This window comes from Oceanobacillus zhaokaii (assembly GCF_003352005.1).
GTDB classification, from domain to species: domain Bacteria; phylum Bacillota; class Bacilli; order Bacillales; family Amphibacillaceae; genus Oceanobacillus; species Oceanobacillus zhaokaii.
This window is the reverse complement of the sequence record NZ_CP024848.1, coordinates 1,539,308-1,557,854: the sequence shown is the minus strand read 5'-3', so window position 1 is coordinate 1,557,854 and position 18,547 is coordinate 1,539,308. Positions and strand designations below refer to the sequence as shown.

At 34.1% G+C, this 18,547-nt stretch carries 24 protein-coding genes and 3 pseudogenes; 8 read left to right on the top strand and 19 right to left on the bottom strand.

All coding sequences use genetic code 11. The features are described from left to right. Positions 1–99: 99 nt before the first annotated feature. Positions 100–960, bottom strand: a complete 861-nt coding sequence (locus tag CUC15_RS07905; protein ID WP_114916134.1) for a DUF421 domain-containing protein — start codon at positions 958–960, stop codon at positions 100–102. 97 nt (positions 961–1,057) lie between these two features. Between CUC15_RS07905 and CUC15_RS07900 the strand changes: the two genes are divergently transcribed. Then, entirely contained in the window at positions 1,058–1,399 is a 342-nt protein-coding gene (locus CUC15_RS07900) for a DUF4363 family protein (RefSeq protein ID WP_114916133.1), read from the top strand. Between the two features lie 123 nt (positions 1,400–1,522). Here CUC15_RS07900 and CUC15_RS07895 read toward each other — a convergent pair whose 3' ends face one another. The 4 genes from CUC15_RS07895 to CUC15_RS07880 all read right to left on the bottom strand — a co-directional run bounded on the left by CUC15_RS07895 (position 1,523) and on the right by CUC15_RS07880 (position 4,876). Continuing rightward, positions 1,523–2,119, bottom strand: coding sequence for a DUF5673 domain-containing protein (locus CUC15_RS07895; RefSeq protein WP_114916132.1), 597 nt, complete (start codon positions 2,117–2,119; stop codon positions 1,523–1,525). Between the two features lie 56 nt (positions 2,120–2,175). Further along, positions 2,176–2,742: a helix-turn-helix domain-containing protein gene (locus tag CUC15_RS07890; RefSeq protein ID WP_114918410.1), complete on the bottom strand. Its 567-nt coding sequence runs from the start codon at positions 2,740–2,742 to the stop codon at positions 2,176–2,178. A 297-nt stretch (positions 2,743–3,039) separates the two neighbouring features. Next, positions 3,040–3,945 (bottom strand): hydroxymethylglutaryl-CoA lyase, encoded by a 906-nt coding sequence (locus CUC15_RS07885; protein ID WP_114916131.1) that lies wholly within the window; start codon positions 3,943–3,945, stop codon positions 3,040–3,042. 304 nt (positions 3,946–4,249) lie between these two features. Further along, on the bottom strand, positions 4,250–4,876 hold the full coding sequence (locus CUC15_RS07880; protein WP_114916130.1) for a metal-dependent hydrolase: 627 nt from the start codon (positions 4,874–4,876) through the stop codon (positions 4,250–4,252). A gap of 379 nt (positions 4,877–5,255) precedes the next feature. Here CUC15_RS07880 and CUC15_RS07875 point away from each other — a divergent pair, with 379 nt between their 5' ends. After that, positions 5,256–5,849 carry a Maf family protein gene (locus tag CUC15_RS07875; protein WP_114916129.1) on the top strand — a complete coding sequence of 198 codons (594 nt, stop codon included), beginning with the start codon at positions 5,256–5,258 and terminating at the stop codon, positions 5,847–5,849. Positions 5,850–6,044: 195 nt separating this feature from the next. Here the strand turns inward: CUC15_RS07875 and CUC15_RS07870 are convergent, their stop codons facing one another. After that, positions 6,045–6,896 (bottom strand): MBL fold metallo-hydrolase, encoded by an 852-nt coding sequence (locus tag CUC15_RS07870; protein ID WP_114916128.1) that lies wholly within the window; start codon positions 6,894–6,896, stop codon positions 6,045–6,047. 495 nt (positions 6,897–7,391) lie between these two features. On the opposite strand from CUC15_RS07870, the gene CUC15_RS07865 reads away from it, so the two are divergent. Further along, entirely contained in the window at positions 7,392–8,219 is an 828-nt protein-coding gene (locus tag CUC15_RS07865) for a GNAT family N-acetyltransferase (protein WP_114916127.1), read from the top strand. A gap of 82 nt (positions 8,220–8,301) precedes the next feature. On the opposite strand, the gene CUC15_RS07860 is transcribed toward CUC15_RS07865, so the two are convergent. The 4 genes from CUC15_RS07860 to CUC15_RS07845 form a co-directional block, all read right to left on the bottom strand. Next, a complete protein-coding gene (locus CUC15_RS07860; protein WP_114916126.1) occupies positions 8,302–8,871 on the bottom strand; it encodes a manganese catalase family protein in 570 nt (189 codons plus the stop codon). A 39-nt stretch (positions 8,872–8,910) separates the two neighbouring features. Then, complete coding sequence (locus CUC15_RS07855; protein WP_114916125.1) at positions 8,911–9,174, bottom strand: spore coat protein CotJB; 264 nt, start codon at positions 9,172–9,174, stop codon at positions 8,911–8,913. Beyond that, positions 9,167–9,394 (bottom strand): spore coat associated protein CotJA, encoded by a 228-nt coding sequence (locus tag CUC15_RS07850; protein ID WP_114916124.1) that lies wholly within the window; start codon positions 9,392–9,394, stop codon positions 9,167–9,169. The genes CUC15_RS07855 and CUC15_RS07850 overlap by 8 nt, the downstream gene beginning before the upstream one ends. A gap of 182 nt (positions 9,395–9,576) precedes the next feature. Next, positions 9,577–9,903, bottom strand: coding sequence for an amino acid permease C-terminal domain-containing protein (locus CUC15_RS07845; RefSeq protein ID WP_242985971.1), 327 nt, complete (start codon positions 9,901–9,903; stop codon positions 9,577–9,579). A 50-nt stretch (positions 9,904–9,953) separates the two neighbouring features. Between CUC15_RS07845 and CUC15_RS20435 the strand changes: the two are divergent. Beyond that, positions 9,954–10,097, top strand: a pseudogene (locus CUC15_RS20435) (tyrosine-type recombinase/integrase); the annotation flags it as partial. 870 nt (positions 10,098–10,967) lie between these two features. Here the strand turns inward: CUC15_RS20435 and cspD are convergent. The 6 genes and pseudogenes from cspD to CUC15_RS20430 all read right to left on the bottom strand — a co-directional run. Then, positions 10,968–11,168 (bottom strand): cold-shock protein CspD, encoded by a 201-nt coding sequence (cspD, locus tag CUC15_RS07835; RefSeq protein WP_114918408.1) that lies wholly within the window; start codon positions 11,166–11,168, stop codon positions 10,968–10,970. Positions 11,169–11,336: 168 nt separating this feature from the next. Further along, the gene (locus CUC15_RS07830) at positions 11,337–11,735 is read right to left on the bottom strand and encodes a hypothetical protein (protein ID WP_114916122.1); all 399 of its coding nucleotides are present in this window, start codon (positions 11,733–11,735) and stop codon (positions 11,337–11,339) included. Positions 11,736–11,997: 262 nt separating this feature from the next. Beyond that, positions 11,998–12,348 carry a DUF3888 domain-containing protein gene (locus CUC15_RS07825; protein WP_114916121.1) on the bottom strand — a complete coding sequence of 117 codons (351 nt, stop codon included), beginning with the start codon at positions 12,346–12,348 and terminating at the stop codon, positions 11,998–12,000. Positions 12,349–12,474: 126 nt separating this feature from the next. Next, positions 12,475–12,852, bottom strand: a complete 378-nt coding sequence (locus CUC15_RS07820) for a hypothetical protein (protein WP_114916120.1) — start codon at positions 12,850–12,852, stop codon at positions 12,475–12,477. A gap of 130 nt (positions 12,853–12,982) precedes the next feature. Next, positions 12,983–13,492 (bottom strand): GNAT family N-acetyltransferase, encoded by a 510-nt coding sequence (locus CUC15_RS07815; protein WP_114916119.1) that lies wholly within the window; start codon positions 13,490–13,492, stop codon positions 12,983–12,985. Between the two features lie 215 nt (positions 13,493–13,707). Next, positions 13,708–14,007 (bottom strand): annotated as a pseudogene (locus CUC15_RS20430) (sulfite exporter TauE/SafE family protein); the annotation flags it as partial. Positions 14,008–14,200: 193 nt separating this feature from the next. Here CUC15_RS20430 and CUC15_RS07805 point away from each other — a divergent pair. Genes CUC15_RS07805 through CUC15_RS07795 form a run of 3 tightly spaced genes read left to right on the top strand, consistent with a single transcriptional unit; the run spans position 14,201 to position 15,217 of the window. Then, positions 14,201–14,467, top strand: coding sequence for a spore germination protein (locus CUC15_RS07805; RefSeq protein ID WP_423241365.1), 267 nt, complete (start codon positions 14,201–14,203; stop codon positions 14,465–14,467). Positions 14,468–14,483: 16 nt separating this feature from the next. Continuing rightward, entirely contained in the window at positions 14,484–14,726 is a 243-nt protein-coding gene (locus tag CUC15_RS07800; RefSeq protein WP_114916117.1) for a spore germination protein, read from the top strand. A gap of 23 nt (positions 14,727–14,749) precedes the next feature. Then, a complete protein-coding gene (locus CUC15_RS07795) occupies positions 14,750–15,217 on the top strand; it encodes an Hsp20/alpha crystallin family protein (protein ID WP_114916116.1) in 468 nt (155 codons plus the stop codon). 337 nt (positions 15,218–15,554) lie between these two features. On the opposite strand, the gene CUC15_RS07790 is transcribed toward CUC15_RS07795, so the two are convergent. The 3 genes from CUC15_RS07790 to CUC15_RS07780 all read right to left on the bottom strand — a co-directional run bounded on the left by CUC15_RS07790 (position 15,555) and on the right by CUC15_RS07780 (position 17,198). After that, the gene (locus CUC15_RS07790; protein ID WP_114916115.1) at positions 15,555–15,911 is read right to left on the bottom strand and encodes a hypothetical protein; all 357 of its coding nucleotides are present in this window, start codon (positions 15,909–15,911) and stop codon (positions 15,555–15,557) included. A gap of 396 nt (positions 15,912–16,307) precedes the next feature. After that, positions 16,308–16,547: a VOC family protein gene (locus CUC15_RS20425; RefSeq protein ID WP_242985970.1), complete on the bottom strand. Its 240-nt coding sequence runs from the start codon at positions 16,545–16,547 to the stop codon at positions 16,308–16,310. Positions 16,548–16,655: 108 nt separating this feature from the next. Beyond that, on the bottom strand, positions 16,656–17,198 hold the full coding sequence (locus tag CUC15_RS07780) for a nucleoside/nucleotide kinase family protein (protein WP_114918407.1): 543 nt from the start codon (positions 17,196–17,198) through the stop codon (positions 16,656–16,658). Positions 17,199–18,262: 1,064 nt separating this feature from the next. Here CUC15_RS07780 and CUC15_RS20835 point away from each other — a divergent pair. Further along, positions 18,263–18,427, top strand: a pseudogene (locus tag CUC15_RS20835) (CBO0543 family protein); the annotation flags it as partial. Positions 18,428–18,547: the final 120 nt, after the last annotated feature.

Sequence of the window (18,547 nt, the reverse complement as noted above, 5' to 3'; positions counted from 1 at the left end):
TTTGCATGATTATTTTTATTTAAACTTTTTTGATCTTACTAACTGATTGCATTAAGCAAAATGCACATTTAAATAAACACATCTTGAACAAAGAAACACTCATTTCAAATAAGGCGAGACCCTTTCAATGACATCCTGTAGCCTGGCTGCTTGTATGGAATACATTTCCTTAGCTTCACGATTATCGGTTTCTAATGAATAAATTTCAAGATCCGCTTGTAATTTTTTTAGCTCTGCTGCAAGTAATGGTCGTTGCTTTACAACTGCTCGTTTGGATCTTTCGTCATAAAGGTCGACATAAAGCTCCCCTTTAGAATCGATTTGTGCTAGAAATACTTCCTTAATAGCTGATGCGCCTTGTTTTTCAATTTCACCTACAATCCATTCTTCGGTATATCCGAGGATTGATAGATTTTCCGTTATTAGCTTACCATCTAATATGAGAGCGGTTGGGCTATGTTCTTGCTCAAGCTTGAGTCCAAGTGCACTTGGAGTTATTGGCTGCTGGTCAGTTTTCTTCATAACACTAAGTTCGCCATTTGTTTCTAATACTGCCATTTCAACATCTGAAACTCTAAAAGCCCCTTGGGTACGTAACAAGAGTAATAACTCATCAAGGGTTATTTGGTTCTTCTTCATGCTTTTCTCTAACACTTCGCCATTTTTTATAATAATCGCTGGTTTTCCATCTGTTATTCGAGAAAAAAGTCTCGACTTAATTCCCAGATAAGATAAAATAATCGGAAATAGTCCCCAAATCACCAAGGAAACAAGCCCATTTGTTATTTTTATATTTTGGTCAACCGACATACTTGCAGCAATTGAACCGATGGTAATTCCAACGCAGTAATCAAAGAAGGTCAATTGAGAAATCTGCTTCTTCCCCATTATTCTAGTCATCAGTAGAAGCAAAAGAAAGGCTCCGATTGAACGGATTAATATTAAAACATACTCTGGCACAATTATCACTCCAAATGTCCAATAATATGAAAGCATTTATTATTATTGGACAATCTAATTATAACCATACAGAGAATTAGGAGGTTGTACAATAAAAATGAAAAAAGTACTTTTTATATTAATTGGTGTCATCATGCTAACAGGATGCTCCAAACCAATCGGCGGCGACTATTTTTTTAATAAAATTAACACAATCGATCAAAACATCGCACAGCAAGAAACAGATTGGAAAAAAGCGAAAGAGGAATGTTTCGAACTAAAAAATCTATACCATAAAAATGAATGGAAATTACAATTATTAGGAGATGAAGGTGAATACGAAGATTTAAGAAATCATATTGCAATACTTATTACAGCTATTGAAGAAGAGGACAGACTTAATGCGAGGATTGAACTCGCTACAATAAAATCTTTTATTAAGGACATTTATTCTCTATAACTTATTTTTCAGTTAATCATATCATTTTCAGTTGCATTCGCTCATCATAGGTAAAATAAAGCTGAACAGGAGTAATTTTATATGGAGTAAGGGACACAACCGTTCCTTGCCCCCTTCTTCCCCTTACGCTTTATCTGTAAGTAAATCTTCAGTAGGTCCTAATTCGATTACATTATGTTCATAAAGAATGGATCTTAGTTTTTTCCTCATTTCTTCTGAGGTGATTATACTACTCAGGGTTAGAATCCCTGTCTTTATTTTTATTTCATATTGATTATTAACTATTTCAGAATGGCCATAGTATCGATGATTTGCGTCAATAAGCACAAATTCAAATGTTTTGATTTTCTTCCATGATACAAAGTGTCCACCGCATAAAATGCCATCTTGTACGATTACAAACATATTTAGGAGATTCGAGAAATTGAACAATGGAAGCAGGACTAATAAGTATGTTGCCCAATTTATTTCCAGATATTTTACTAAACAAAACATCGTGATTACATATGCAAGAATTATCGCATATGTAATCAATCCCCATTTTTGTCCGAAATAAGTAGGAGCATTGACAATTTTTTGCGGGAATTTTCTTATGTCCGCTATCCCTTCAGATGAAGTTGGAAAAACAACCTTCTCCTTCATCTTGGCTATAATTAGAACAAAACGATAGATGTAGAATAAGATGACTGCTGCGATTAGAATCTCAATGAACAGTTCCATTACATCACCTCTGACTATTAATGATATTATCAAACAAATTTAATTCTCGTTATGTATTACGGACGATCGATAAATAATGTAAAAACCTTTGCCTCTTCATCATTTACCGGGATAAATAGATGTGGCTTAGATCCTTGAAAATAAGCACTATCCCCCTTTTCCATAAAATGCTTATCCCCATTATAATATAAGAAAATTGCACCCTCTAAAATATAAATAAACTCATCTTGGGAGTGTGTATACGAATCTTTCCTTTGATTAATATGTTTTGGCGTAACATGCACAATCGTCGGTTCAATTCCACTAACAAGGGAGCGGTTTGCCAGCAACTCATAGGAATATCCCATGCTCACATCCCCCACCTTTGACTGTCGATTCGATCTTTTTTGGAGAACCAGATCTTCTTCTGTTTTATCATCTAGAATCCATGCAAGGGGAACTTCTAATGCTTCGCTAATTTTTGAAAGGGTAGCAACAGCAGAAGCTGTTTGTCCATTTTCAATTTTTGATAGCATGCTTTTCGAAATCCCACATTGATCGGCAATTTGCTGCTGCGTTTTTTTCTTTCGCAATCGTATTTCTTTTATCTTGGAGCCAATAATGTAAAGATCGATGAATCTCATTCCTTTCAAATTAATCAACTATTAGTGATTTTATCATAAAATAGACATTGAAAAGCGTCAAGAAAATCATAACTATATGTACATTCTCGCAGTGCTCAAGGAAAGACGAATATTAGTCCATTATCCCAAAATTGATCTATTACAATGTAGACTAGCATATATACAATAATTTAGTAAATTAAACAAGAGGATGGACTTTTTTTAAAAAAATCCATTAGCAAATAGAAATACCATAATTTTAAGTACTTGCTTATACTTAAAATTACGGTGTATTTTCCAAATTTATAATAATCATTTTCATATTGCACTTGCAAGATAAGCTAATGATCTACTCGGTAATGCTTTTCCCAATTTATCTTGAATAAATAATGATGCCTCCTGTACTTTATCTTCATATATTCCCGTATGAATTCCTAAACCATGTAAAAGATATAATACATCATTTGTTGCGACATTCCCTGAAGCACCTGGAGCATATGGACAACCACCAAGACCACCAATCGAACTATCAAAACGATGGATACCATATTGCATTGAGGTCATAATATTGGCTATTGCCATCCCTCTTGTATCATGGAAATGCATAATGATTTTCTCCTTTGGATAGTAGGTCATCATTGTTTCAAGCAATTGCTCAACTTGAGTTGGAACTGCAGAACCAATCGTATCACCTAGAGAGATATCATCGACACCATACTCAAATAATTTCTCACATACACGATGCACCTCATTTGGTGCAATTTTCCCTTCATGCGGGCAATCAAATACAGTCGAAACATATCCTGTTACAAATTTTCCTGCCTGTTTTGCTTGATGAATAACCTGTTTTATAATTGGGTAGGTGTCATCAATTGATTTATTTATATTTTTTAGATTATGTGTTTCACTTGCTGACATAAACACCGAAGCCCGATCAATCCCAGCCTCCAATGCTAAGTCTAACCCTTTTACATTTGGTACCAGAGCTGAATAAGAAACATCTGGATTACGCATTATCCTTTTTCCCACTTCGCGAGCATCAGCTAATGCGGGAATCCATTTCGGATTAACAAAAGAGGTATACTCAATTTCCTTCACTCCAGATTCAGACAGCATATTAATCCAAGCAACTTTGTCAGCAGTGTCTATCCATGTCTTTTCATTCTGTAAGCCATCACGAGGTCCAACTTCTTTAATCTGCACATATTGGGGGAGATTCGACATGTATAACCCTCCTAGCTTTATGATATTAACGATTCATACTGGATAATAACCTCTTATAGTTTATGAGCAAAGGAACGCACCCGTGCGAATGATCTTTTAATTAGAAAAACAGCAATGATTTCGGTTTCATTTTTATTAGAATTCAACGTGATCTTGCATTCATAATATATTATATTCAATATGGTTTAGTATGATTCAACTTTGTTGAATACAGTATATAATAAATATTCTAACAATGTCAAAGGTATTGAGAAAAATAATAAAAACCTCGGAGTTACTTTGCTTGTAAAGTAACTCCGAGGTTTTATATTTCCTTCGATGAGATTGGTAAAAAAAGCTTAATTCCACGTTTATTAAATGGCAATAATTTGCTATCAGCGACTAAGTGGCTTATGTATCCCGCAAGTCCTGTATAGAAAATCCCTTCAATTCCTAAAGAAACCTCTAAATTTGAAACAATAATCCCAAAGAAAATTACTCCTAGTATTGAATGAGTATAACTCCGATGTGCGACAAAGGATGCCACTAAGATATAAATTCCAAGTAGCAGCAACCACATCTCTTGATGGGAAATACCACCTGCAAGTACACCAATCCCCGTGATAGTTAGCATATGCCTCTGCTTAATAAACGACGATCCTATCATCATTGCTAGTCCAATAGCAATGCCGAGATAACGGTCTGTTGCAGTACCTTCATAGATACTATAAACAATCATCAGCATCCCAATTAACAGGGCTGCGGACTGAATCACCTTATGTGATAAGGTGATTTTATTTCGAAGCTTACCATCAATATCAAGGTCTGGGATCAACCCCGAAATGCCCCCTATTCCAACTAATAAAATAGTGGCAGCTGGTGAAGATTGATAATTATTTGCCACAACAAACCCTGCCGCCGCACCAATTGCAACATGTGCTGTTCCATTCATATTAAAATACCACCCTCGAACCATATTTTGTGGTATTTTCATAAACACCGAGCTCTATTTTACTACAAAAAGTTAATTATGTGGACAAAATAAGTAATTCTATTATGATTGATGTATTGTTTATGAATACTAAAATCATAACAAAGTAACAAATATTAAACATTGCCCTCGATATATTTTCGTATTCATTAATACTTATAACGGCGTGGGTTTAACACTCTCTATAATTTGCTTATATATGTTTTAATGAAAGAAACTTGTCAGAAGGTGAGCAGCCTTAGATTAGCTTTGTGATGTAAAGAAGTCTATACTATATAAAATGTTTCATCGAAAATACACTAAAATGGAAAGGCAATAAGCCCTGCAGGAGGAATAACTAATGACAAAAAAACTCATTCTAGCCTCATCGTCACCAAGAAGAAAGGAACTATTAAAGCAGGTGAAAATTCCTTTTGCTTTCCGTAAACAGGACATAGATGAATCACTTATCAATACTAGCGATCCATTAGAAAAAGTACAACAATTATCTCTCCTAAAAGGGAATGTTCCGATTGAACATAAGGACGAAGTAATCTTATCTGCTGACACGGTTGTTTCTTACAATCAAAAGATATTTGAGAAACCCAAGAATAAAGAAGATGCAATACAAATGCTTACTGCATTAAGCGGAGACGTACACGAGGTTTATACTGGTGTCATGATTCGTTCAGTTGATAACGAAATTGTTTTTGCTGAACGAACAAAGGTTGAATTCTGGCCGTTAACCAAAGATGAAATTGAATGGTATATATCCACAAATGAGCCGTACGATAAAGCAGGTGCCTACGGAATTCAAGGTATTGGTGCTATGTTCGTTAAACAAATTATTGGCGATTACTACAATGTCATGGGGTTACCTATTTCCCGTGTAGTTAGAGAGCTTAGAAAATTTGGAGTGTATCCGGAAGAATCATTTATAAAAGGTAATAATTGAGTCGAAATCAAAGCCCCTATTTAATTTAGGTACTTGGATTTTATTTAACGTTATTTCAACAATTAAATCTTTTTATCTATTATACGATCACTCACTAATTACCTAGAGCCATCTCATAACATACAACAGGATATACTTGTTATAATTATTTTATAGGTATTGCACACCAATTCAGTTATTGCTTGAAACTTAAGGTTAGCTATTATCTACATACTTCCCATAATCTGGAACAGCAATTTCATCAAACTCTCTCACTAACTTTTGAAGCCCCTTCGAAAGTGTTTCGCCTGATACAGGCCTTCCATGGCCTGGTATGACAATATTCGGTTTTAAGTCCTGCAATTTTTCAACAGACTTCCTAGCTGCATTCCAATCTATTGTAAAATATCTTGGTGGTCCATTTATTTCCATTTCCTGTGTAACAACCTTGTAGAGTGAATCTTGTTTGACTGTAACGAAGGCATCTCCAGCAATAAGGACTCCATCTTCATCTCGAAATAATGATATATGCCCTGGTGAATGACCAGGTGTATGTACCCAACGGAAATCTGACAAATATGGCACACTTCCATCCGCAGGCAATACTTGTACATGGTCACCTAGGTTGATTGACTCATTCGGAAACAGCTGAGACATTTTTGCTATTAATCCACCTTCCACGCTAGCATCCGGCTCTGCATAACTCATTTTCCCAGTCAAATAAGGCATTTCTAGCTCATGAGCAAATACAGGAACTTCCCATTTTTTTACTAACTCAATAATAGCTCCAACATGATCAAAATGACCATGTGTTAAAATAATTGCTTTAGGACTGCTATTAGTCCCGAAATGTTCTTCAACAACAGAAATAATTTTATCTGCCGATTTTGGCATCCCAGTATCAACTAAAACAAAATCCTTAGTATTCGGATTACCAACTATGCATATATTAACAATTTGAATCGTATGACAAAGTATATCTGGCAATACCTCCAAGCTACGACCACTTCCTATTGATGTAGCTGGAATATATTTATAATCTTCACCATAAAAAATATCCTTGTCCATTTTCAAACCTCCTCAATGTTATATTTGACCTTATAGAGATATATTCCCTATAATTCAACGACATATTCGAGAATCGAGTAAATTATTAAAAGAATTGTTTTTTCACTGAATGGATAAACCTTATAGTAATTTATTGTTAAGAAAATTCCCTTCTATAGAGTTATAGCTCCATATAGAGTTAGTAAACCAGTACAGAAAGATCAATTAAAAGGCGGGATTTAGATGTTCAAGGATCCCGTTATTTTGTTATGATTCCTATTGCTAACGACCTCTCCCCTGTCATAGATCTATATAATGAATATTTTCTTAAGTATAAAGTTTTAGTTAAATATTGTAATTTAATAAAGCGAATATTACGGATACCATCTTTTTCTACAAGTAATCCAATTACAGAATAATGTTTTTATAAAGCATACGTAAAAAAAATTAGAATACTAATTACATAAGAAGCAATAAAATAATCATCGACTTAATACAATATGGGGGGCGTGTGTTTTGGAAAATACTTCCTTTAATAATTTACAAATGCTGGAGCAGTCTGGAGTTGATATTTTACATTCTCAATTAACCTCCATGCAGACCTGGAATGGCAATGTTTGTGGAGTAGAAATAAAAAAGTTTGGTAGAGCAACTGCTTTTTTAGTAAAAGAAATCCCTGATCCATTATTTAATTCTGTGAAAGGAATACATGAAGAAGATAAAGAATTTATAGATGAAATCATTCAATTTTATGAAGAAAAAGAAGTTCCGACAGTATTGGAAATCATTCCATCCTTTGTTACCTTAGAATTATTAATGACATTATACCAAAAAGGTTTTTTTCATTCAGGTTTCAGGACAGTGCTATATGCTCCGTTGACTGACAATATGGACATAGAGAGCCAAGGTACTAGTCCGAATGTTTCTATACGCCAGCTCAAAAAAGATGAGTTTGACATATTTGGTCAACTTTATGCTGAAGGGTTTCAATTACCTGATTCATATAGGAACCATATAGCACAAAGAAATGAAATTCTATTTGATAAAGAGGGATGGCATTTTTATCTTGCTAGTGTTGGTAATGAGCCAGCAGGAATCGGTGTTTTATTCACCAAAGATGTGGTTGCAACATTAGCTGTAGCAACCACCATTCCGAAATTTCAAAACCTAGGCATCCAAAAATTACTAATACAGCAACGGTTCACAGAAGCAAGAAAAATGAACTGCAAATACATAGCGAGTCAAACGGGAGTTGGTTCTACTAGTCAGCTAAATATGGAAAAGATGGGGATGAGGATAGCCTATACAAAAGCAGTATGGACTAGACAAACTGTATCTAATTAATTCTCATTCATAAAAAATAATACTCCAACATAGCTATGTTGGAGTATTAATGTTCTGTTTAGATTGCTTGTATAGATTAAGATTAAAAAACTCTTTTCTTCCCTCGATCTTCTTTCAGAATCTCAACAGCCTCTCTAAAGCGTTGAGAATGAACAATTTCTCTCTCGCGAAGGAATTTTAATCCATCATTTAAATCTGGATCATCTGACATATCAATAATCCACTGATAGGTAGCCCTTGCTTTTTCCTCTGCAGCAATGTCTTCATATAAATCAGCAATTGGATCTCCTTTTGCTTGAATGTAGGTTGCGGTAAATGGTACACCTGCAGCATTATGATAAAAGAGCGCCTTATCATGATTGACATAGTGGTCTCCAATACCCGCTGCTTTTAGCTGCTCTGGAGTTGCATCCTTGGTAAGTTTATAAACCATGGTCGCAATCATTTCAAGATGAGCAAATTCTTCCGTGCCTATATCATTTAAAATACCAACAACTTTATCTGGAATGGTGTAACGTTGATTTAAATATCTGAGTGCAGCAGCTAACTCTCCATCTGCACCGCCATATTGTTCAATAAGAAATTTTGCCAGCATTGGATTACAGGTACTTACTCTCACAGGATATTGAAGCTTCTTTTCATAGTACCACATTACCTGTACCTCCCATCATTCACGCGCAGTTTGATCGTACTAAACTTGCCAAGGCCAAGGCGTATCTCCCCAATTAAAGGGAAAATCTGAGAAGCTTCTCCCAAAGTGCATAAGCGGGCCAAATTTTTGTTCAAATTGAATTTTTAGCTGCATACTTTTCTCAGAAAAATCATTAAATTGTTCAATGGCTGCGTAATCGTCTGGATGTGTATCTAAATATAGATTTAACTCCAAGACGACAAAGTCAATTGCCTGAATTTCTTCAAGCATTTGGTAAAATTCCGGAGGCATCTTCTTACTCAATTTGATTCCCCCTTTTATTTGGATCAGGATAAGGGCTTACCAGAATCGGCCAAAGTGTTCCATGGAACAATGCATCTCTCGGATTCTCGAATTGAGGCAGTCCAGGCGGCTGGAAGCCTAAATACAGTTGAGGTGGGGTATTAAAACTTTTAACTTCAATCGGTTCACATGGATCAAATGGACTGATAAAAGGGTGCCAATATTTATATTCGGTAGACATAAAATCCTCCCTTCATGGGTCATATATCATTTAATGTATATGTTAGACGTTTTGTCCAAATTCCTTTATAAGTTGAAAGCTTTTTGGCACTTAGGTAATAACTACAATCGTTTATGCGTGGTCCTAAACAAAGAAAAACAGGAAAAACCTATTCAACGGTTTTTCCTGTTTTTTTATTATGCTTAATTATTATTGTCTATTTTAGCATTTTTATAACCATAGAAGAGGTATATTGCAAATCCAATAATTAGCCAGATTAAAAAACGGGCAATGGTGAATAGTGGAAGACTAAAGATTAATGCAAGTGATCCTCCAATACCAATGGTTCCAACTAGCCATAATGCTGGAACTTTAAATACTCTTGGCTCATCAGGCTTAGTGAAACGTAAAACAATAACACTTAGAATTGTTAAGGCAAAGGCAGTAAGTCCACCAATATTTGCTAATTCAGCTAATTCACCGATAGATGAGAACCCCGATAATAAAATTCCAGTACCTACAACGACCACAACAGGAAGTGTCGGAACTCCCCCTTTGTTTGAGCAACACGATCCAGGATGAAGCAGCGAACGTTCCCTATATCTCGTTTCACAATTTGCGACATAACCATGCGACTATTCTTATGCGAATGGGCGAAAATCTAAAAGTAATCAGTGAACGACTGGGACATGCACGAGTTGGTATCACATTGGATATCTACTAACACACAAACCAAGAAATACAGCGGCGATCGGCAGACAGATTCGACAATAATTTCTGGAATTAATGGACGTAAAAAACCGTTTGGAATCAATGGATGAGCTGACGTCCCAAACTGGGTTAGTGCAATATTTGTGCAATGTATAAATATACTTTTAAAAAAGCGTCAACCCCTTGATATACAAAGGATTGACACCTCTCTTAGTTAGTGATTCCGATTGGGCTCGAACCAACGACCTCTACCCTGTCAAATTAGTTTCTAAAATAAATTTGAATCAATTCAGTTAAAGAAGTGCGATTTAGAAGGGTTTTTGGGGCATTGGAAATCAGCTCAGTAAAATAAATTAATACCAGAAAAATAACTCTGTGACTTTTTGTGTGACTGATAGGTAAGTAAGTGGTCTGTATTACAAATTCTATATGATACATTATATAACAGTTAAACCTCTTCCATTTAAACAGATTAGGTCTTTACAAAAAACCTCCCTTCTAACAAATATATTTCTAGGAGTTCTTCATTAGAATTACATTCAAACTGTGTCGAATGTAATAGGCAACACAATAGGATGTTGGTGGTTTCTTGGGACTTAACGCTTTGAACAACATTTTCTTTATATTCAAATTAAGATATAAGCACCTAAAGCACCGATAGTTTAAGTACAATATTTCACAAAGTTATTATACCATATATTAGTAATTATCAGAAAACTAAACAATATCCTTGTCATTACAATATTAAAATCCGTCTAAATTTAGACGGATTTTATATGCCATTTTATCGGTCAATTATAATGTCATTTGAGGCGTGTTTTTTGAAAATGCACCTCAAAACGGAACCCTTTACTATCACAGAAGAGCTTTTTTCTCTAATTTATTATAATTTAACAACGTTTGTTGCTTGTGGTCCACGGTTACCTTCTTCAATATCGAAAGAAACTTGTTGACCTTCATCTAAGCTTTTGAAACCGTCGCCTTGAATTGCTGTGAAGTGTACGAATACATCCTCTCCACCTTCAACTTCGATGAAACCGAAACCTTTATCTGCGTTAAACCATTTTACTGTACCTGTGTTCATATAACATTCCTCCATTGTGCATAATATAAGTTTTTTCTTTGGTTGTTCTGCTATTGCAATTAATTTATTCATAATATACCCCGAATTACTCAAAAAAAAACATTCCTCTTTCTATATTAGACAGAAGGCCTTCTTGTTCAATTATTGCACCAGTTAGCACAACAAGAACTACTCTACTTTTTGTATTTTTAAACCGTGAATCTCACCAATTAGATTTCTGTAATAATCCGAACGAATTGAAAAACCTCCAAATTCTTCGTGGGTTGTACAGGAAAACCAAGCAAAATCATTCTTTATAAATGTTAAATCTTCAGGTAAATTTGGAGCTACCCAATCATATAAAGTATTCGCAAATTGTTGTAATAGTTTACACGTTTCTTTGTTTGACTCAGTTACATAAACCGTTGCTGATGGACCTTTTGTCATTGTATTTGCCCATTCTTTCGTTTTATAACTTTCTATGATATAAGGTTTAAAGTGTACAAGTATTTCCTGATTGTATTTAAGTTCTTTCCTGTTCACAAAATAGAACTTATCTGAATTATCACATAGAACTTTAGTTTCCAATAAATTTCATCCGCAGGGTTTTCAGTTAAGTCCCAGTATTCCATTTCGTCACCTACCTTCGTGCAGTAACCTGCCCCGATAGTTGAATAACTCCCTCTTCATAATATCATAATATTCCAAAAAATTTCCGAAAAAAGACGATCGTTTAGATGACCGCCTTGTTGAACTATTGCACCAGTTAGTTGAATAAAAAGGCTAATTTATGCAGGGTCTCTACATTCATATTCTTGATTTGGGTCATACTTTCTCACCTTGTAATCCTTTAAAAACCAATTATTATCTTCCCAACTTTTTTTACTGTCACTGTAAAAATATCGTGTGGTGGGCTATGTGCCCCAGAATATGTCATTCCTTCTAGGGTAGCTTCAAACATCCACGATCCTGGATGATGGAGCTTTTTAATGTCCACTACCTTTAAACATTGAAAAGCCTTATCATATGTAGTTCCATAAAATTCTTTAACTGCTACATACATTTGTGGTTGCAGGAGATCAATCACTGCATCTTCTAACAAATTTTCTCTTGTTGCTTCCGTTTTTGTTGGCTGGTTAGCATTGGCTGTTGTCGTTAACAAAAAGAGAAAGCAAAAGAAGAACAAAAAAATTCTTTTCAATTTTATCACCTACTGTTTTAGTAGGTATTTTTCCCAAATGAAGTAATTACATCCAACTCAATTACACTACTTAAATAGGCTAATATTGCAGCGAAGCACCAGTTTGTTTAAAAGACTCAAAAGTATTTAAAACTTTGGAGTTTTGACGAGAACATAATTTTTAGTCCACATTTGAGTAGTAGCAATTAATTTTGCTGCATCTTTTTCAAAGAACAAACCACTGCCATCTTTTTGTTTAAATTCCCATCCATTTGAAACAATCATTTGTTTAATATTTTCATCAGCAATCGAAATGCCTTTATTTTCACTACTTGTGATATACCAAATAGAATCGCCTTCTACTGCAAATTCAGCTATTTTACTATCCGATTCTTTTAGTATATCAATTGCATCTTTTGCTGATAAATTTTCTATTGGAAGAGAGGGATAGTATAATTTATTTACAAATATGAACACAGCAATAATAACTATTACAATACCAAGTATAAATCCAACCTTTTTCATCTAATTAGCCCCTTATTGGTTTCAAATCAAGATATTTTATAAATCCGTTTTTCAACTAACCTGCCCCTTTAGTACAATAGCTGCCGTTCGATTTCATCTTTAACTAATGCACCCGTTAGTTGAACAAGAACTACATTAATTCCTTACCCATAATTACATATGGCTGTTTCGAATTATTTTGATAAAAAGGCTCTTTTAGGACCTTCCATTGTAAGGACTCATATAGTGAACGTGCGGGTTTATTATCGATTTGGGTTGTTAATATGGCGGTCTTATTATCAACTTCTTCTAATAGTTTTGTAATTAACATATTACCAAAACCCTGTTTTCTAAATGATGGATTGACTGCTAATTCAACAAATTCGAAACAATCTTTTAGCCATTTATTATATTGTTCGGAATAAAACTCCTTTGCGAGCAACTCGTGATAATACTGTCCAGGTAATGAGGTATAACCATATGAAAAACCAATCAATTTATCTTCGTTAGACAGAATCACAAACCCTTGAAACCCCTCGTATAAGCTATGTTTCAAGATTCGTTCTTTTATTGAATGTTCCTCACTCTTCCAAACCTGTTTATAGAGTTCCGATACTTTATGTAAAACTTCTTTATTTGCTAATTCTAATACTTTTACCATCTTTCTCCCCCCTATGAACCTACCCATATAATCAAATAAATAGTTTTACGCATCGGGCTTTTCCCTCTTATTGTACTGGGATATAGATATTGCGTATCAAAATTATCGTTCAAATACGGATCATTATAGTAGTACAAAACACCCCCCTCCTAAAAAGGTATTTATTAACAATATAGTTAGATACCTATTTATGAGCATGGTCTTCTAAAAGCTGATCCATCTTCATACATGGACTGGGAACTAAAATCCCCAATCAGAATAGCAGCACACATATAAATGGTTAAGGCTTTGTTCGATATGCCCATACACCACCAATGGTTGCAAACAATACTTGAATGACACTGTGCCCGAAACTTCATGCGCCGTAAATGTGGATAGCCCTATCATTGCAGGGACATATAATTTCATCGGATAATAATGATTGTTCCACCTATCCCAACCATTCCAAAGATGAAGGAACCAACAAATTTTATTCTTCTGGAAAGGAAACAAAAAATAGACGAGAAAAACCCCATGCAGATATGGAACTAAAATCCGATGATGTAGCATAATTACTTTTTCGGGAGTTATTTTTTGCTAGTTAAGTAAATAATACAGAGTAATCCGATTAGTCAGAACGGGGAGAATAGAAAAACTTTCCGCCCGTTCCACATGAACGTATACCTATAAACTTGCATATAGTACTTCAAAGACTTCTTAAGGATGAGTATGATGCACATTACGATTAACCTATATAATTTTAAAGTTAATAATATTTCGGGTAATGGCTCGATAACAATAGGTGAAGCGCTCCATAATAGTCATACTTCCAAAATTAAATCTCAGGGGGTAAATTCATCTTATGGTGATTTATCAAACAATGAAGCAATGATGGAAAATATTTATATTGATCCAGATGTAAATGATCAAACAGATATCGGAAATGCTGATTCAGCTTATGTAGGGATTCCATCCCTAAATCTTGGAGAATTTTAATAAAAGGAGAATTCGAATGCCTTATCAGATAAACATTCTAGGTATTAAAGTTAATGGTATGACACAAAATGGGAATCTAGATATTGGGCCAACTGTTCATAACAGCCATACCTCTAATACTAAATTATTTGGTACTAACTTTTCTTTGGGAGATTTGGCTGCAATTAATTCACAGTTAAATACAGGTATTGTTGATTCAGATGTTAGTGATCAAGATCAAATCGCAAACCCATCACTGCCAATTGTTGGTCAGGTCTAAGCGGATATTAGTGGGGTGATGTTATGGATGTGGAGAAAGTAAAAAAGTGGGTTGACTTTACGCATAACTTCCAAAAAAGCGGATTATGGCCTAATATGAATGATAATTATCCACCAGAAAAATTCTTCAAAAGAGAAGAAAAGAAAGATTCCGTAGTTTTAAAGAAAGAAACAGATTATCCTAAAATCGATGTTTATAAAGATGGTACGCATATTTACATTTTCATTGAAGCTCCTGGAATAGACCCGAAAGCTATTCACATATCTTTACAGTCAAAACATCAATTAATCATTAAGGGAACGGTTCAGCAACCATCGCTTTCACCAGAAACAGCCATCAACACAGAACGATATTATGGAGACTTTGAACGAACCATCCAACTCCCTGAACCAACCGAACCACAACTAATTCAACTAGGTTTATACCATGGAGTGATTCAAATAATATATCCACGCTTGAACGAAATAACACCATTACAATTCAGCTGGTAAGGTACCTATGCCATGCTCTCTTACAGGAACGCTATTTCACTGTTCTTTAAATCATTAAAAATAAAAGACTGACTCAAAAGATTATGATTTATAATTTTTTGAGTCAGTCTTTACAGTAGAATTATAGATCCACTACCTTCTGATGCATATTTTGTTCAATAACCCTTTCATACTCTGGATTCTATCACAGCTATTCCACAAGCATTTGCTTCTACACTACATTACAAAACATATCGGTGGTTGAAGGAAAAAAACAGATCAGAAGAAGCATATAATTCAGCTAACGCTTCTCCTATAACCCGTATATTTAGTTTTCCCCTGACTGAAAATACAATCCTTATTTAAGAAACGCATCCGTTCGCTCAAGAAGGAATTTAACATCATTTAATACTTCTTCAATATATTCCTTCAATTCCTCTTTTACTTCTTCCAATGATTCATCAAGTAGTTCACCGATAATCCTACTTCCTGGAATGTTCTTTGAAATTGGCATACCTAACAGGGAACGTTCGCATTCCCATATTTTAATTATATGTAAATCAATAAGTTCACCGTTTTTATCAGCAATCCCTATTGAAACAGAGGAACTGTAATCTGGCTTAAAAGGGTTATTGCCTTCTTTATTAAACCCAGCATCAAAATCTAAGTTTTTCTTAGCAAAAACAGACTTATTTTCTTTTAACAATTTTTCCATATGGTCTTTTAATGCAATTTCTGTAATTCTAATATTTTCCTCTAATTCTGCGTTGAAATCCTTTTGTTGATATTTATTGATATTTCATTATAAATCACTTCCTTTCAAAAGGATAAATTTAAAATACGCCAAATTACTTTATACTCCTTCTTGAACTAACCTGCCCCGTAAGAAAAAGAAGAATGTCACATTGACGATCTCCTTGTTTAAGTAAAGCACCGGTCAATCGGTGTATATATGAGTTGTTTATTTTATATTCTTTCTTAAATTTCTGTTAGTGAACCAGCAGGATCCCTAAAAAATGAGCCACCTTAATACCCCATTCCTTTTGTCCAGCCGGTTTAGTAATAAACTCTACTTTATTTTTTAATTCTTGATATGTCTCTTCCACATTTTTTACTTAAAGATTAAAGCTGTTTTATCAGCCTTTTCAATATTAGTAGAATATTCTTCACCAATAGCTTCAACCATCTGTTTACGATCAAAAATACCTAAAGTAGCACCTCTAAATTTGAAATCAACATAACTAGAGTTTTCATCTCCCCAAGTAACATCGAATCCCAATATATCTCTGTAAAATAGAAAACATTCTTTATAATTGTCTACAAGAAACCGAGTGTGAGTCAATTCCATCAAAAATACCTCCTCTTGTATTCTACTTTTCAGCAAAAGAAGGCTGTTATTATTAGTGAGATTATCCTTATTATATTAAAGCACCAGTTAGCACAATAACGTTACACTGTCTTACCGCCTTGAAATTGCTTGGTAAATATTATCTGTAATTTTAGATACCGATAGCGAACCATCCACAATGATGTCCGAATTCGGTTTAATCGACTTTAGCATTTCAAGATAGCCCCGTCTTCCATCCGATACGTAGTTTTCCATTTCAATCAAGATACTTTCATTAGAACTATTTTTGAAATCTCCTATTACTCGACGTGCCATTGCAATATCCAATGGAGTATCAATATAAACAGCAAAGTCAATCAAGTTATTAATTTTAGAGTGTTTATAAGCAAATGGAAAATCAAGCACAATGTAGTCTAAAGGTTCAGCAAGTAACGATACTATATCTTTAATTAACGGAGCCAAGTTCCATTCGTCATAATTAGCTCCATTGTCAACCCATTCAATAATGTCATTTGGACCATCAAAATTGTAGTCATCAAAAAAAAGTGTTTTGGAATTAAGTAATCTTTCGTTTAAATACTTCGCAATGGTTGTTTTCCCTCCACCCGAGACTCCAGCAATGGAAATAACAAGTGGTACCTTTCCTTTTTTCATAACATTCGCCCCTACTTTCAAATGTTCTTCTTCCACTAACGCATCATTTAACACAAAAAAGATTAAAATAACCTAATTTATTCGTCGTTCCCTTTGTGAATCCATATCATAAATTATTATGTATGACTCACTTTCATAGAGTAAATCATTCCTTTGACTCCTTTATTAAAGGAGTCAATTTATTTGCCAACGTATATTTTTATACATAGTCCTAAAATCAATCTAAAGGCTTGATTCATTCGTCCCTTCCCTTTTTGAATACGTAACATATATTATTAGTGTGAGAACTGACATCACTTTCATTTTCTTTTAATAGATATATCATCCTTGTGACTCCTTTAATAAAGGAGTCCGTTTTTTTTATCATAAATCGATTTAATAAAAAATTCATCAACTCTTGAGTTATGAAACCGTTCCTTTTAACGAAACTTAAAAAAAGCCGACATTTTAGATCGACTTTTAACTTTTCCTTCTCAAACTAAAGCACCCGTTTGTTGAATAAGGTAATCATCTATCTTTCACATTCGCCTCAAATTTTTTATATAAGTTCCAAAACATATTTAGTCCATAGCCAAAAGCGATAGAGCAAAAAATAATTGTAAATAAGGATAACTCACTGGTAAAATCTATTGACCAAAAAACTAAGAATATGATTAAACAACAGATAATAAGTCTAAAAAAATTGCTCATTATCATCTCTCCTTTATTTTCAATGTCATATTAATTCTGTTCATTAAATTGGATAGACAAGAAGTATTATTGCTCTTGCAGTAAAGCACCCGTTAGTTTAAGTGAAAATGTTCACAATTAGGAAACAATTTTATATCAAAATAGAGCCTTGTTTATTCACTGTTTACTTATCTAATTTCGGAATGTCCTTAGTATAAACTCCTGCATCAAAGATAACCTATCTTTGTGGAGGTGCTAAACATTGGGTCAAAAATTTGAAATAAACCTTATAAAATTCCTTTATTTCTTTGGTATTAGTTCTTTTATATACTTAATAAAAAAACCACTTGCAAAGGACTGGCTCCTTGTTTTCTTTATAAAAAAGTTACTATGCATCATTGGTCGCTAATCTGGTTGTAAAAAGAGGCTATGTTCAATATCCCACCCGATTTCCAAAACAAGTTAAAACAAGCGTGTTGTTTGATTACATACTTTTCCCAATTACTTGTGTCTTTTATAATCAACTAACTAACGATTCCCGCATCATTCAGTGCCTTTAAAAGTTCTGTATTTCAGTATACCTATGACTATTGCTGAGCTATGGTTAGAAAAAAATACATGTATTATTAAATATAAAAATGGATGGAATTGGACAACTACTTTTTATTCTCTCTCTTTTT

Bases quoted from the DNA above. Each gene is read 5' to 3' on its own strand.
- CUC15_RS07885 (WP_114916131.1), bottom strand. From the start codon at position 3,945: ATGTCGAATCTCCCCCAATATGTGCAGATTAAAGAAGTTGGACCTCGT.
- CUC15_RS07870 (WP_114916128.1), bottom strand. From the start codon at position 6,896: ATGGACAAGGATATTTTTTATGGTGAAGATTATAAATATATTCCAGCT.
- CUC15_RS07790 (WP_114916115.1), bottom strand. From the start codon at position 15,911: ATGGAAAAATTGTTAAAAGAAAATAAGTCTGTTTTTGCTAAGAAAAAC.
- CUC15_RS07860 (WP_114916126.1), bottom strand. From the start codon at position 8,871: ATGTGGTACTATGAAAAGAAGCTTCAATATCCTGTGAGAGTAAGTACC.
- CUC15_RS07875 (WP_114916129.1), top strand. From the start codon at position 5,256: ATGACAAAAAAACTCATTCTAGCCTCATCGTCACCAAGAAGAAAGGAA.
- CUC15_RS07880 (WP_114916130.1), bottom strand. From the start codon at position 4,876: ATGAATGGAACAGCACATGTTGCAATTGGTGCGGCGGCAGGGTTTGTT.
- CUC15_RS07820 (WP_114916120.1), bottom strand. From the start codon at position 12,852: ATGAAAAAGGTTGGATTTATACTTGGTATTGTAATAGTTATTATTGCT.
- CUC15_RS07805 (WP_423241365.1), top strand. From the start codon at position 14,201: ATGATGCACATTACGATTAACCTATATAATTTTAAAGTTAATAATATT.
- CUC15_RS07890 (WP_114918410.1), bottom strand. From the start codon at position 2,742: ATGAGATTCATCGATCTTTACATTATTGGCTCCAAGATAAAAGAAATA.
- cspD (WP_114918408.1), bottom strand. From the start codon at position 11,168: ATGAACACAGGTACAGTAAAATGGTTTAACGCAGATAAAGGTTTCGGT.
- CUC15_RS07815 (WP_114916119.1), bottom strand. From the start codon at position 13,492: ATGGTAAAAGTATTAGAATTAGCAAATAAAGAAGTTTTACATAAAGTA.
- CUC15_RS07900 (WP_114916133.1), top strand. From the start codon at position 1,058: ATGAAAAAAGTACTTTTTATATTAATTGGTGTCATCATGCTAACAGGA.
- CUC15_RS07780 (WP_114918407.1), bottom strand. From the start codon at position 17,198: ATGAAAAAAGGAAAGGTACCACTTGTTATTTCCATTGCTGGAGTCTCG.
- CUC15_RS07895 (WP_114916132.1), bottom strand. From the start codon at position 2,119: ATGGAACTGTTCATTGAGATTCTAATCGCAGCAGTCATCTTATTCTAC.
- CUC15_RS07795 (WP_114916116.1), top strand. From the start codon at position 14,750: ATGGATGTGGAGAAAGTAAAAAAGTGGGTTGACTTTACGCATAACTTC.
- CUC15_RS07800 (WP_114916117.1), top strand. From the start codon at position 14,484: ATGCCTTATCAGATAAACATTCTAGGTATTAAAGTTAATGGTATGACA.
- CUC15_RS07850 (WP_114916124.1), bottom strand. From the start codon at position 9,394: ATGTCTACCGAATATAAATATTGGCACCCTTTTATCAGTCCATTTGAT.